At 57.1% G+C, this 13,704-nt stretch carries 11 protein-coding genes; 7 read left to right on the top strand and 4 right to left on the bottom strand.

Going from position 1 to position 13,704, the window contains the following annotated elements:
* Positions 1-30: 30 nt before the first annotated feature.
* From B3729_RS11255 to B3729_RS11245, 3 genes are all read right to left on the bottom strand, one after another.
* Positions 31-318, bottom strand: coding sequence for a PAAR domain-containing protein (locus B3729_RS11255; RefSeq protein WP_328296304.1), 288 nt, complete (start codon positions 316-318; stop codon positions 31-33).
* Between the two features lie 71 nt (positions 319-389).
* The gene (locus B3729_RS11250; RefSeq protein ID WP_010795557.1) at positions 390-1,601 is read right to left on the bottom strand and encodes an N-acetylmuramoyl-L-alanine amidase; all 1,212 of its coding nucleotides are present in this window, start codon (positions 1,599-1,601) and stop codon (positions 390-392) included.
* 318 nt (positions 1,602-1,919) lie between these two features.
* On the bottom strand, positions 1,920-2,804 hold the full coding sequence (locus B3729_RS11245) for a lipase family alpha/beta hydrolase (RefSeq protein WP_286787906.1): 885 nt from the start codon (positions 2,802-2,804) through the stop codon (positions 1,920-1,922).
* Positions 2,805-2,987: 183 nt separating this feature from the next.
* On the opposite strand from B3729_RS11245, the gene osmE reads away from it, so the two are divergent.
* The 6 genes from osmE to B3729_RS11215 all read left to right on the top strand — a co-directional run bounded on the left by osmE (position 2,988) and on the right by B3729_RS11215 (position 11,280).
* Positions 2,988-3,320: an osmotically-inducible lipoprotein OsmE gene (gene osmE, locus B3729_RS11240; RefSeq protein WP_074822447.1), complete on the top strand. Its 333-nt coding sequence runs from the start codon at positions 2,988-2,990 to the stop codon at positions 3,318-3,320.
* 70 nt (positions 3,321-3,390) lie between these two features.
* The gene (locus B3729_RS11235) at positions 3,391-4,140 is read left to right on the top strand and encodes a Mut7-C RNAse domain-containing protein (RefSeq protein WP_286787905.1); all 750 of its coding nucleotides are present in this window, start codon (positions 3,391-3,393) and stop codon (positions 4,138-4,140) included.
* A 13-nt stretch (positions 4,141-4,153) separates the two neighbouring features.
* Positions 4,154-5,440, top strand: a complete 1,287-nt coding sequence (locus B3729_RS11230; RefSeq protein ID WP_286787904.1) for a GDSL-type esterase/lipase family protein — start codon at positions 4,154-4,156, stop codon at positions 5,438-5,440.
* Positions 5,441-5,790: 350 nt separating this feature from the next.
* Positions 5,791-7,629 carry a dihydroxy-acid dehydratase gene (ilvD, locus tag B3729_RS11225; RefSeq protein WP_125887418.1) on the top strand — a complete coding sequence of 613 codons (1,839 nt, stop codon included), beginning with the start codon at positions 5,791-5,793 and terminating at the stop codon, positions 7,627-7,629.
* Between the two features lie 343 nt (positions 7,630-7,972).
* Positions 7,973-10,624: a bifunctional diguanylate cyclase/phosphodiesterase gene (locus B3729_RS11220; protein WP_286787916.1), complete on the top strand. Its 2,652-nt coding sequence runs from the start codon at positions 7,973-7,975 to the stop codon at positions 10,622-10,624.
* A gap of 86 nt (positions 10,625-10,710) precedes the next feature.
* On the top strand, positions 10,711-11,280 hold the full coding sequence (locus tag B3729_RS11215; protein WP_286787903.1) for a hypothetical protein: 570 nt from the start codon (positions 10,711-10,713) through the stop codon (positions 11,278-11,280).
* Positions 11,281-11,309: 29 nt separating this feature from the next.
* On the opposite strand, the gene B3729_RS11210 is transcribed toward B3729_RS11215, so the two are convergent.
* A complete protein-coding gene (locus tag B3729_RS11210; RefSeq protein WP_074822435.1) occupies positions 11,310-11,924 on the bottom strand; it encodes a DedA family protein in 615 nt (204 codons plus the stop codon).
* A 317-nt stretch (positions 11,925-12,241) separates the two neighbouring features.
* Here B3729_RS11210 and B3729_RS11205 point away from each other — a divergent pair, with 317 nt between their 5' ends.
* A complete protein-coding gene (locus tag B3729_RS11205) occupies positions 12,242-13,618 on the top strand; it encodes a nucleobase:cation symporter-2 family protein (RefSeq protein ID WP_010795568.1) in 1,377 nt (458 codons plus the stop codon).
* Positions 13,619-13,704 lie beyond the last annotated feature (86 nt).

Here is a 13,704-nt window from a genome sequence, read left to right as displayed (position 1 = left end):
GCTACTTCAGACCTTCCCTAGGCCTTCCGATCAGCCTGTCAGAACATCACCGGAGCCTGTGATGATCACGCCACCATGGGCGGTGGCGCTGCCCAGGTAAGCCAGCGGCTGGCCATTGACGAATACGGTAGCACTTCCTACCGCCACGGTATCACCGCAAGCGCTGGAGTCACCGACACGCAAGGCAGGTAGGGAGTTGATCAGAACGTCGGGGGAGCCAGTCACGGTCGGGTTGGGGCCGTGGCCCGTCATGGGGCAGGCGTTGACGTCGGAGAGACGAGCAGCGGGGTTGGCCATGTGCGCTTTCCTTGTGGACATGAAAGCGCACACTTTACCGCGGATCAAGAAAAAATACCGTGCCCGTGCACAGAAACCCAAGCGTCTTTTTCTTAGCCGGTGGCCTGTTCCTTGATACTGGACAGGTAGGTTCCTGTCGGCGGACGCTCACTGAAATAATGATGGATACCGCCAAAAATGGATTGGGCTAACGCCTTCTGATGACGTGGATTCAGAAGCTTCTGGCTGTCTCGATCATTCGACATGAAGCCAGTTTCCACCAGAATCGACGGAATATCCGGCGACTTGAGCACGGCAAAACCGGCTTGCTCGACGCGTTTCAGATGCAGACCTGTGACATTGGATAGGCTGTTCAGGACACGGTCTCCCAGATCGAGGCTCGACGAGATCGTGGCATTCATGGACATATCCAGCAGTACGCCCGCCAGGACCGGATCCTTGTTTTTCAGGATCTCATTGGCACCAATCAGGTCGACATCGTTTTCCTTGTTGGCCAGCCAGCGTGCCGTTGTCGAGGTCGCCCCATGTTCGGACAGGGCATATACCGAAGCTCCTGAAGCCGTGCGGCGCGGCGCAGCATCGGCATGCACGGAGATGAACATGTCTGCGTTGTACTTGCGCGCAACATCCACACGCTTGCGCAGCGGAACGAAGAAATCATCGTTACGTACCAGCTTGGCCTTGTAGCCCTTCTGCTGATTGATCATGCGCGCAAGATTTTGCGCAATGATCAAGGCGACATCCTTCTCGCGGTCCCCGCGTTGGCTCAGCGCGCCTGGGTCCTTGCCACCGTGACCGGCATCGACGACCACAATAATGTCGCGGCCTTTGCCAGCCCTTGTCACGACGGGGGCGGATGCGAGCATTGCCTCAGGCTCCGGTACAGGGATGCTCGGTACCTGGGCAGGCTTGAGATCCAGCACCAAACGATGCCCTGCATTCTCGGCAGGCCCGAGCAGGAAGCTATCCAGGGTAACCGGCTGGGAAAGTTCGAGGACGACACGGGTATCGGATGAGCCGAACGGGGCACTTCGAATGGAGCGCACCGGGGTATTCTTGAGCGGCACATTGTTGAGTGCGGCTACCTGTTGCGTATTGGCTAGATCCAGGATGATCCGGTCAGGCGCACTAAGTCTGAACGTCTTGAATCGGACAGGGCCGCTCAGATCGAAAACCAGGCGAAATTTATCCGAATCCAACCAGGCGCGTGCGCTGGTCAGACGCTGAGGAAGCGCCAGCACTGGAAAAGCAGCGGGTAGTGTCAGGCTGGCCAGGAGCAGGTTGAGCAAGCGGCGGCGATTCATGCGACCCTCTGACGTAGCAAGTAATATTTTGAAATATTATAACGATACCAATGCGGCGCATGTTTAGATAGCGCGCACGACGTCCAAATCAGTATTTCTTCCTTTTAAATCGGAAGGATAGGCACTTTTTTTAATGTCATCTATAGATAGACCAACAAGCCGACAAGGGGTCATTTCAGCGCGTAAACGGCAGACAGGACTCTTCTTGAGCAGTAGGAGGAATCAGTGTGCTGACCAACCGGCATTTCGAGTGCCAGCTTGAATAACGAGCTCAGATCGGCAAGCTGTTGAGTCTGCACGACATTTGGCCGTGCGCTGTCAAAGTCCGTCGGCTTTCAGGCGAAGCGCATGGTCGGTGTAGAGCACTACCGGATTGATGCCATGCCCTATCGCACCGGCTAGTTGATTGATGATATCGAGGTGATCAAGCGGATAATCGGAGCGGATGACTTTCCCCAAATGTGAACTGAATCGCCCAACGAATCCATCGTTTTGATCTGCTTCCAGCTCGAAGCAGCGAGACAGGCGCACACACATGCTATGGGTAGGGTCGAGCCGATTGGCCCCCCGGTCCGTCAGTTCCGGCACCAAAATGCCGGACCAGGAGTAATAGCGGACGTCATTGACGACAGGAGCACCTTCACCGCCCCAGGTAGCGGGAAGTCCTTGCGGGTATTTATCGTTGAACGCTGCCACGCCTTCGGTGGTAAGTGACTCATGACTGGCAATCGCGCTCTGAGGATAACCATTACTGCGATCCAGAAAGGCCATGAACTTGGCCATGCATTGAACATACTCAGCGGCCAGATGCGCCTTCAGGCTACTGGTACGCATGGAAAACTGAAGCATATCGGCCAGCTCCGACCCATGATTGGGACCTGCTACAGAGGTGACTGACGCAATCCGCTCAGGACGAATGGCGGCTGCGTAGCGCGCGGTCAGGGCACCCTGACTGTGACCGATCAGATTGACCCGCTCGGCCTTGCTGTCGCGCACGATATCCTCGATAAGCGCAAGCAGCTGTTCCCCCCGCACTTCGTTGCTATGAGCACCGGAAAGCCGTACCGGATAGACCTTGACCCCCATGGACTCCAACGCCGAAACGATGCCATACCAGTATGGATAGCCTGCAATTTCCACAAACCCCAGCAGACCATGGACCAACACTAGCGGATAGCGGGTCAGGTTTTGATGCTCGCTCATGCCACTCCCAGAATTACCCTCTGACCAGTCAACCGTTGGATCTCAATCATCACGGTTGTTTCTTCCTAGGGTACGCCTCTTTATTTGAGACCGTTTCGTTGAACATCACGAATTCAGTGAATTTCTGGGCAACGGCACGCTCAAAGAAGTGACCGGTCATCAACGACCTTATAGGAGAATCATATGTACAAGAAGACACTCGCCGTTGTTGCTCTCGCTGCCGTGGCCGCTGGTTGTAGCTCCGTCAAGGAAAACGTCGATACGGCTAAGGATCGTATTGAATACCGTGAACAACCACTGGTTCGCGACGTGAAGACAGGCATGACTAAAGAGCAGGTGCTGCAGATTGGTGGTACCCCATCCACCCAATACACACGCAAGGTCAAACCAGGCTCCTGCAATAACTACGTACTCAACAGAGACGGCAAGGAGCAGGTGTATTCGGTAGGCTTTGACAGCGCAGGTCGCGTCGATAGCAAAGGTTTCGAAACATGCGAATCGGCCGATCATTATTGATTAGCCGCTCTACGCTTTCGGTAACGACCGCTTCCGGTCGTGTCATATCTGATACGACCGGATTGCATGCATGAACAGCGCGACATTTCGTTTCTACGCACGCCTCAATAACTTTTTACCTCCAGCTCGCCGCCAACGCAGCTTTACGCTTGGCTGCCACCCGAATTCCACCGTCAAACACATGATCGAGGCGTTGGGCGTTCCGCATCCAGAAGTCGAGTTCATTCTGGTCAATGGTAAATCCGTAGGGTTTGACTATCTGATACAACAGGATGATCGGATAGCAGTCTACCCGCCCTTTTATCGGCTGGAAGTAGAAGATGCTGTCCCCTTGCGCGATCGGCTAACGGCGTTTCGCTTCATTGCCGATGCCCATATGGGCGCGCTAGCGCGGCTGTTACGACTGGCTGGATTCGATACGCTGTATTATCCGGCCATTCATGACAATGAAATTGCCAATTACTGTGCGCGAGAACCTTATATTGTCCTGACCCGGGACCGCGAACTGCTCAAGCGAAGCCAGATTGTCTACGGCTGCTACGTCCGCTCAAACAAGCCTGAGGCACAGCTGCGCGAAGTATTCGAGCGCTACAACCTGGCTGACCATGCTGCGCCCTTCAGCCGGTGCTTGGTCTGTAACGATACCCTTCATTCCGTCGATAAGAGTGTCGTCCTCGATAGCCTGCCGCCACTCGTGCGGGAACGTCATGATTATTTTTTGAAATGCTCGGGCTGTGATCGTGTCTATTGGGAAGGCACCCACTGGGAGAACCTGCAAGCCCAGCTGAAAAGCCTGCTTAATCCAACGTCCGATACCTGATCAAGGAATCCTCATGCGCCTGTTAACCCTTCTGGCTGCCGGCCTGTTTGCACTCGCGTCCAAGCCCGGACATGCCGATGATTGGAAAACAGCCTGGACAGCCCCCGTGCAGGCAGCCTACCCCAACGGTTCGCCCATCGCCCAGCCAAAGCTGGAAGGTATTATTTCGGCTAGTGGGGCTCAAGATCAAAGTATCCGGCAGATCATTCGACCTAGTGTATGGGGAAGCCAGGCACGCCTGCGATTCTCGAATACCTTTGGCAACAGGCCCATTACCTTGCGCAGTGTCTATATCGGGCAACCTTTAGGGGGTGCAGCTCTGGTACCGGGCAGTAATCGCCCGGTCAGCTTTGACGGCCAGAGCGAAATTCAGCTTCAACCTGGTGAGACTCGCTGGACGGATCCGGTCCCGCTACCCAAAGCACCTTCCCACACCCTGGCGGTAAGCTTTCATCTCGCAGGGAACAGCGGCCCGCTGAGCTGGCATGCTGCAGCGCTCGCAACCTCCTATTTCAGTATTCGCGGCACCGACCACGCCGCCGAGGAGCAGGAAAGCGCCTGGCCCTTTACTACGACCTCGACGTTCCTGCTCGACGCGGTTGATGTTCAGGCACCAGACGTTGCGCGAGTCATCGTGGCCTTGGGCGATTCCATTACCGACGGTACCGGCTCAACACCCAATGGATATGACAGCTGGCCAGACATCTTGAATCGTCGCCTCGCCCAGTTGGCACCGGGACAGTACTCGGTAGTCAATGCCGGCATTTCTGGCAACGAGGTTGCAGGCCCTCTGGATGAAAGCACCCGGCAAGGCTATGGCGGCGGCCCATCTATCATGGATCGTCTGGAACGGGATGTATTAAGCCTTTCTGGTGTAACAGACGTTATTTGGATGGAAGGTATCAATGATTTTTCACCGGGTACTGGTGCGTCCGTCGAGGTCGTTGAGACAGCCATGCGCAATGCGATTGAACGTATGCGCAAAGCGTTGCCCGGTGTACGCCTTCACGGCGCGACCCTGACCAGCAGCCTGGCGGCCAATCCTGCAGACCCGGCCTTTCAGGAGCAGGATCAGAAACGTATGGCACTTAATCGCTTCATAAAGGAAAGCGGTCTGTTCGACTCGATCATTGACTTTGATGCGGCCACGCTCGATCCCACTACGGGCGGCCTGCGTGCAGAGTTCATTCCCAGCAGCGCAGGCGGCCCTGGCGATGGGCTGCATCCCAACCGGGCAGGTTATGTGGCGATGGCAAATGCTATTGATCCAAAGATATTTGGCCTGCACGCAAACAAATGACGCTTTTTTGAACCGTGAAAGCGCAAGCCAAGACATACCCTTTGTCGTGCGCTTTCCTCTTTGAACAAATGCGGAGTAGAATCGGGAGATTCCCTCGCCATTATCCCCGGCGGGTCTGTGAGCCCAAGCCAGTCACGCGGAGATCCCGCGCTATCCGACCGGCCCAGAGCACGGCACTCGGTCCACTTCCGTTTGCTTTGCGCTCCATCCGCGCTCACGATAGCCCTGAGCCTATTCAATGCTCGCGTGCCCTAAGCCTCCACTGCTACCTTTACAGCTATACGGTGGATACGCCGCAGTGTTTGAACAGATTACCGTGATAAGCAAAGCCGCCCCGGAGAGCAGCCTCCATGCCTGATTACCGCTCGAAAACCTCCACCCACGGCCGCAATATGGCTGGTGCCCGCGCACTTTGGCGTGCCACCGGCATGAAGGACGAAGACTTCAAGAAGCCGATCATTGCGATAGCCAACTCCTTTACCCAATTCGTGCCAGGTCATGTTCACCTAAAGGACCTGGGCCAGCTGGTCGCCCGCGAGATAGAAAAAGCCGGTGGCGTTGCAAAGGAATTCAACACTATCGCTGTGGATGACGGCATCGCCATGGGTCACGATGGCATGCTCTATTCCCTGCCGTCCCGCGAGATCATCGCTGATGCCGTGGAGTACATGGTCAATGCTCACTGCGCCGACGCGCTGGTATGCATTTCCAACTGCGACAAGATCACCCCCGGCATGCTGATGGCGGCCCTGCGCCTGAACATTCCGGTCGTATTTGTCTCCGGCGGCCCCATGGAAGCTGGCAAGACCAAGCTGGCCAGCCACGGCCTGGATTTGGTCGACGCTATGGTCATCGCCGCGGATAGCACCGCCTCTGATGAAAAAGTAGCCGAGTATGAGCGCAGCGCTTGCCCAACCTGCGGCTCTTGCTCCGGCATGTTTACGGCCAACTCCATGAACTGTCTGACCGAGGCCCTGGGCCTGGCACTGCCGGGTAATGGCTCGCTGCTGGCAACCCATGCCGACCGCAAGGAGCTATTCCTGCAAGCCGGCCGTACGGCGGTCGAGCTGTGCAAGCGCTACTATCAGGAGAACGATGCCTCTGTACTGCCACGAAACATTGCGTCTTACAAGGCCTTTGAAAACGCAATGACGCTGGATATCGCGATGGGTGGCTCCACCAATACCATCCTGCACCTTCTGGCAGCGGCTCAGGAAGCCGAGGTCGACTTTGATCTGCGCGCCATTGACGCCCTGTCCCGTAAAGTACCCCAGCTGTGCAAGGTGGCGCCGAACATCCAGAAATACCATATGGAAGATGTTCACCGTGCCGGCGGGATCATGAGCATTTTAGGTGCACTGGCTCGCGGCGGTTTGCTCAATACGGATCTGCCAACCGTGCACAGCAGAACCCTGGGCGAAGCCATCGAGAAGTGGGACATCACGCTTACTCAGGACGAAGCGGTCAAGACCTTTTTCCGCGCAGGTCCGGCCGGTATCCCCACGCAGGAAGCCTTCAGTCAGGCGACTCGCTGGGACACCCTGGATGACGACCGCGCCGAAGGCTGCATCCGTAGCGTCGAGCATGCCTACTCTCAGGAAGGCGGTCTTGCCGTGCTATACGGCAATATCGCGCTGGACGGTTGCGTGGTGAAAACGGCGGGCGTGGATGAATCCATCCATGTTTTCGAAGGCTCGGCAAAGATTTTCGAAAGTCAGGATGCCGCGGTGAAGGGCATCCTGAACGACGAAGTGAAAGCCGGCGATATCGTTATCATCCGCTACGAAGGTCCCAAGGGCGGCCCGGGCATGCAGGAAATGCTCTACCCCACCAGCTACCTGAAGTCCAAGGGACTGGGCAAGCAGTGCGCCCTGCTCACCGACGGCCGTTTCTCGGGCGGCACGTCAGGACTTTCCATCGGCCATGCTTCGCCAGAAGCGGCGGCTGGTGGTGCGATCGGCTTGGTGAAAGACGGCGACAAGGTTCTGATCGATATCCCCAATCGCAGCATCAACCTACTGGTTAGCGATGAGGAGTTGTCTCACCGCCGCATCGAACAGGACAAAAAGGGTTGGAAGCCTGCCACGCCACGTGCGCGCCGCGTGAGCACAGCGCTCAAGGCGTATGCCCTCTTGGCCACCAGTGCCGACAAGGGTGCCGTCCGTAACAAGGCGATGCTGGAAGACTGATCTGGGATCGTGTTGAGCACGCCGCCTTCGGGCGGCGTTTTTGTATCTGCGCTGCAAAAAGCGCAGCCTCTCCGCTGGTCTGGTTGGGACTATCTTACTCTTGGCAAAAAGCCTGTTTCAGGCAAGATGGCGGCGCCTGCAGAACACCTCCCTTTCTGCGCAATGATAGCCCTCCGACAGCATGGTAAATCGTTACCTTCGTATCTCATGGATGATTATGAATTAAGTCATTGCCCAGAACGACTACGCTTTCTATAGAGTCCTATTCTAGACGCACCGCTGCCGTGCCGCGCCCGCAAGACATGGCAGATCAATCGATAGTTGGAAACTTCGAGTGAACGATATGCCGGACACCAATGCCGAGCCCAGGGTAAAAAAGGATGTCAACGCCGCCCCCTCGCCTTCCTCCTCCGCTGCTGAACTTGAGGCACGCCTGCAGTTCGCGCTCGATGTAGCGGATCTGGGTGAATGGGAACTGGACGTCGCTAGCGGAACGCTGACCTGCCTGCTGAGAAACGGGCCAGATTTCGGTACGTCCATACAGCCGGACACATGGGCGCTCGAGGAGTTTTTCGAGCGTATCCACACGGATGACCAAAGGCATGTACGCCGCGTCATCGAAACGGCAGCGAAACGTGCCGAGCATTGGCATTTCGACTGCAGGTTGCTGCTGTCAGACGGCCGCACCCGCTGGATCAGTGTCAAAGGCAAGGTGCTGAGCGACGCTGACAGCCTCCGGCTACGGGGCATTGCGTCAGATATCAGTGATCTGAAACGCACCGAGGCCCTGGCCAACGGTCAGCAGCAGGCACTGGCACAGGCCGTCGCGGGAGCCCCGCTCAAGCAGATTCTCGATACCCTGACCCGCTCTGCGGAAGAGCAGGCAGGTGGCAACATCTGGGCATCGGTCATGCTCATGGACACCGATGGCCTGCACCTGCGCTTTGGCTCGGCCCCCTCGCTCCCCCAATCGTTCAATCAGGCCGTAGAACGCATACCCATTGGCCCCCTCGCCGGCTCCTGTGGAGCGGCCGCGTATACCGGCACCTCGACTATCGTCAGCGATATTGAGAACGATCCGCGCTGGGTTGAAGCCAAGTCTGTGGTGCTCGGTTATGGTTTCCGCGCCTGCTGGTCTCACCCGATCCTGTCATCCTCTGGAAGAGTATTGGGCACCCTGGCCTATTATTGCAGGGACGCGCGTGAACCGAGCGATTCAGAGCAGGAGTCCATGCGCCTGCTGGTCAATACTGCGGCGCTGGTTATCGAGCGCGACCGGGAAACCACGGAGCGCAAAGCGGCAGAGTTGGCGCTTCAAGCCAGCGAACAACGCTTTCGCTCACTGGTAAATGCTACAGGAGCCATCGTGTGGACGGCTTCGCCTACCTTGGAGATTGTTTCTCCTCAGCCGGACTGGTGTGCCTTTACCGGCCAGACTCAGGAGGAGATGCAGGGGTTTGGCTGGATGAACGTGGTTCACCCGGACGATCAGGAGTCCACCGCTGCGCTGGGAGCCAAAATGCTGCAGGACCGCCAGCCGGTATATGCCCAGTACCGGCTGCGCCGGGCCGATGGTCAATATCGCCATGTCAGTGGTTATGCCGTTCCCATTCTTGATACGGAAGGTCAGCTTATCGAATGGGCAGGCAGCTATACGGATGTCACCGAGCAGAAGCTGGCCGAAAGTCGCCTGCACCAGCTGGCCAACCATGACATGCTGACAGGGCTGCCCAATCGGGCGTACCTGAACGAGCATTTGCAGGCTCTGATCAATTTCACGCCGCTTAACAGCTGCCTTGCCATCATGCTGATCGACCTAGACCGCTTCAAGCAGGTCAACGACTCGATGGGACATGATGCCGGCGACACAATGCTGCGCGAAGTGGCGCAGCGATTGAGGGCAGCGGTACCTCAGGGTGATCTGGTGGCGCGCCTGGGTGGCGATGAGTTTGTCGTGGTCGCCCACGCCCCGGAAGGTGAAATCTCCGTTCAAGCGGTGGCTGACGCCATCATCCGAGCGGTTGCGGCTCCGATCGAAATCAATGGCAGCCGTGTTTTTTCCGGTGCGTCGGTAGGGATAGGACTCTACCCTGAGCACGGCCATACCAAGGAACAACTGGTCCAGCATGCAGATATTGCGATGTATCGTGCCAAGGCGGCAGGAGGCCATTGTTGCCGCATCTTCTCAGAAGAAATGAGTGTCGAAGCCAAAAACCGCATGGTGCTGGAAACGGCGTTGTACCATGCCTTGGAGCAGAATCAGTTTTCGCTTTACTACCAGCCGCGTATTCGGCTGCCTGAGGGCACTCCCCAGGGCGTTGAGGTCTTGATCCGCTGGCATCACCCGGAGCGGGGATGGATTTCTCCTGTAGATTTCATTCCGATTGCCGAAGAGATTGGGATGATAGACGAGCTGGGACTGTGGGTTCTGCAAAAGGCCTGTCAGGACATTCACGACCTGTCCAGTCGACTTGGGCAGTCGCTGGAACTGTCCGTGAACCTTTCACCCCTCCAGCTCAAGTCACCACATTTGAAGGACAGGATAGAAGCGATTCTGCACACGGCCAAACTGAGACCCTGTCACCTGGAACTCGAGTTGACCGAGGGGGCTTTCATTGAAGACATGGACGCCTCCAATCAGGCGCTCGGAGCGCTGAAAACGTTGGGTGTCAAACTGGCGGTGGACGACCTGGGAACCCGCTACTCCGGTCTGTCTTATCTTAGGCGTTTTCCTATCGATACCGTCAAACTCGACCGCACGCTTATTACCCATCCCGCCGAAGGGTTGGACCGCTACGTGTTCATCAAGGCCATTACCGACATGGCCCATGCCTTGAACCTTGTTGTCGTGGCGGAAGGTGTGGAAGACGAAGAAACGCTCGCGCTGCTCAAGCGGGCGCGTTGCGACGAGGCGCAGGGCTATTTTCTGGCCGAGCCACTGCCTCTGGAAGGCTTGTTCGATTTTCTGTCAGCAGCGCGGCACTCCCTGGCCTAACCTTCACGGTTTTCTTCAGTAACCGTTTAGATGACCTGACCGGCAAGGTGCTAGAGTGGCATGCAGGTACGTTAGAGGGGATTGCTATGAAGTGGGCAATTCTGGCGGTTGCGGTCTCAAGCTTGGGCGGCGTCACCCATGCCCAGGCAGACACCATACTCAAATGCGTCGACAAGGCAGGCCAGATCACGTTTACACAAGGCCATTGCCCATCTGATCAATCCCTGGCCGACCGTATCGAAGTTGATAACCCTCCACCAAGAGGCAGTGGCCCGGTCACCCGTATGGCCGACCCGACGCCACCACCGGTAGTAGAAAAGCCCAACACTAAGCCTCGAGACGAGACGTCTCGGCCAAGCACTCGCACACCGTCAGACGCTGATCGTTATTACGATCTCGACGATGATGACTATGATGTCCCGCCACCGATCCGACAGGACCGCTACTATCCCTATCCAGAGCCCTATTACGATTATGGTGGACACCGTCCGCCCTGGCATCATTATCCCAGGCCAACCCCACCAACGCCCCAGCCAGCCCCCGAGCCCGCACCGCGCCCCAGCGTAACAGAGCGTGGACGCGCCGCGATCGAGCAGAAAAAGGCGCAGGTAGAAGCACAGAAAGCCGAGCGCAGGCGTCTGCTGGATCAGCGCTAGGACTCATCCCTGGCGCTATTCCAACCCGTCTAGCCTTCCCGGCAGTCTTCCCGGTTGTTGGTTTTAAACAGGCGATACAGGTAAACGAGCACAATCACTGCCAGAACTATTTTGGAGGCCGGATCCAAAAGCGTCGCGACACGCTCGTATTCGGCATTCAGCAGGTAACCCGCCAGTGTCAGCACCGTTGTCCAGATCAGAGAACCCGCCAGGGTATATCCGGCGAAGCGACGAAACGGCATATGGGCAATACCGGCCGGTACAGAAATCAGGGTACGGATTGCCGGTACCAGGCGGCCAAAGAAGACAGCCTTACTGCCATGCGACCTGAACCAGAGAGAGGCCTCACTGACGTCCTTGGCCGAAAGAGTCAGCCAGCGCCCGTAACGCTGCGCCAGCTTGCGCATGCGCGCCTCTCCCCATACCGCACCAGCGTAATACCACGGTAGCGCGCCCAGAAAGGACCCCAGCGTTCCCGCCAGCACCACGCCGATGAAATTCAGCTCCCCTCTCGCCGCTAGAAACCCTGCCAGCGGCATAATGACCTCCGATGGAATAGGCGGAAACACGTTTTCCAGAAACATGAGCAAAAGAATGCCCAGGTAACCCCCCTGTTGAATCAACCCTGTGATCGCGTCAAACACGCAAAAGCCCTCGGTAAAAGAAGAAGGTATGGGCAACCTGGCTGCTGGATCTGCATGGCATGACTGCTGAAGTGCTTGCCATGAAGCCCGGCGGGATTGGAGTAGTGAATGCCAAGCGCCTGTCATCAGAACAAGGCCTAAGACCCTGGATACTGGTAAAGTTAGGCCGTGGGACTTTCGTCTTTATTACTGAACGTTAACGCCATGCCCAAGGCGCATGGCAGCAGCCTGTCCTATCGCCTGTCTCTTTTATGAGATGAAGACTGTGCGGCGCATCACCGGAACAGTACACTTGCCGCCTTTTGCGGAACCGCTACATGAGCCAGCCGGACGCCTCTCCCTCCCGCCATGAACTGGTCTACGGTCTCGACGATCGGCCTCGCCTGCCTATCGCCCTGCTCGCTGCGTTGCAGCATCTGCTGGCGATCATCGTGCCTATCGTCACTCCAGGCCTTCTAATTTGCCAGGCACTGGGTGTCTCACCACGGGATACCAACCTGATCGTGTCCATGTCCCTGGTGATTTCAGGCATTGCCACGTTCATCCAGTGTCGCCGTTTCGGCCCGTTCGGGGCAGGGCTACTAATCGTTCAGGGTACCAGCTTCAACTTTGTCGGCCCCTTGATCGCTGGCGGCGCGCTGATGGTCAAGCAGGGCACGCCGGTTGAAGCCGTAATGGCTGCCATTTTTGGCGTGGTCATGGCGGGCTCTTTCGTCGAAATGGGTATTTCCCGAATACTGCCTTTCGTTAAGCGCCTGATTACTCCGCTGGTAACCGGCATCGTGGTGCTGATGATCGGTCTTACCTTGATCAAGGTCGGACTCATCAGTATGGGCGGCGGCTTCTCAGCCATGAGCCAGGGCACCTTTGCCAACGGCGAGAATCTGCTGCTGTCCGGTGTGGTGCTGGCAATCATCGTCGTGCTCAACCGCGTTCGCGTGGTATGGGTGCGTAGCGCGGCCATCGTCATTGCGCTCCTGGTCGGCTACGGCCTGGCGGCCTATCTGGGACGTCTGGACTTTACCGGCATGCATGAAGCGCCTCTGTTCCAGGTGCCGGTTCCCCTGCATTTTGGGCTGGGTTTTTCCTGGGCACTGTTCGTTCCCATGCTGGTGATCTATCTCGTCACCTCCCTGGAAGCCATCGGTGACGTGACCGCAACCAGTAAAGTGTCCCGCCAGCCGGTAGAGGGTCCGGTCTGGATGGCCCGGATCAAGGGCGGTGTACTGGTCAATGGAGCCAACTCCTTGTTGGCCGGACTGTTCAACAGCTTTCCCAGCTCAATCTTTGCGCAAAACAACGGCGTGATCCAACTGACGGGTATCGCCAGCCGCCACGTCGGGCTGTGGATTGCCGTCTTTCTCGTTCTGCTCGGCCTGTTTCCAGCCGTTGCTGGCATTATTCAGGCCGTACCAGAGCCAGTATTGGGTGGCGCCGCACTGGTGATGTTTGGCGCCGTTGCAGCTTCGGGGATCAACATTCTGGCCGGCATTCAGTTGGACCGCCGTGCCCTGTTGATTATTGCCGTTTCCCTGGCACTGGGTCTGGGTGTGTCCCAGGTCCCTGAGTTTCTCGCCCACATGCCAGCAGCGCTACGTGATGTGCTGAATTCAGGTGTGGCCACAGGAGGGCTTTGCGCTCTGATCATGAACTGGTTCCTGCCAGACAGCACCACAGACATAGCGCAGGAATAAAGGGCGCTTGTGATCGACGCCTGCACTAGGCGTCGATCACACTCATTCAACCCTTACACACTTTATCGGTCAGAGGTTATACAGAC

It is taken from the genome of Pseudomonas sp. UBA3149, assembly GCF_002364655.1.
Classification (GTDB): domain Bacteria; phylum Pseudomonadota; class Gammaproteobacteria; order Pseudomonadales; family Pseudomonadaceae; genus Chryseomonas; species Chryseomonas luteola.
Note: the sequence above shows the minus strand (reverse complement) of the source record. Positions and strands in the feature narration are given on the sequence as shown.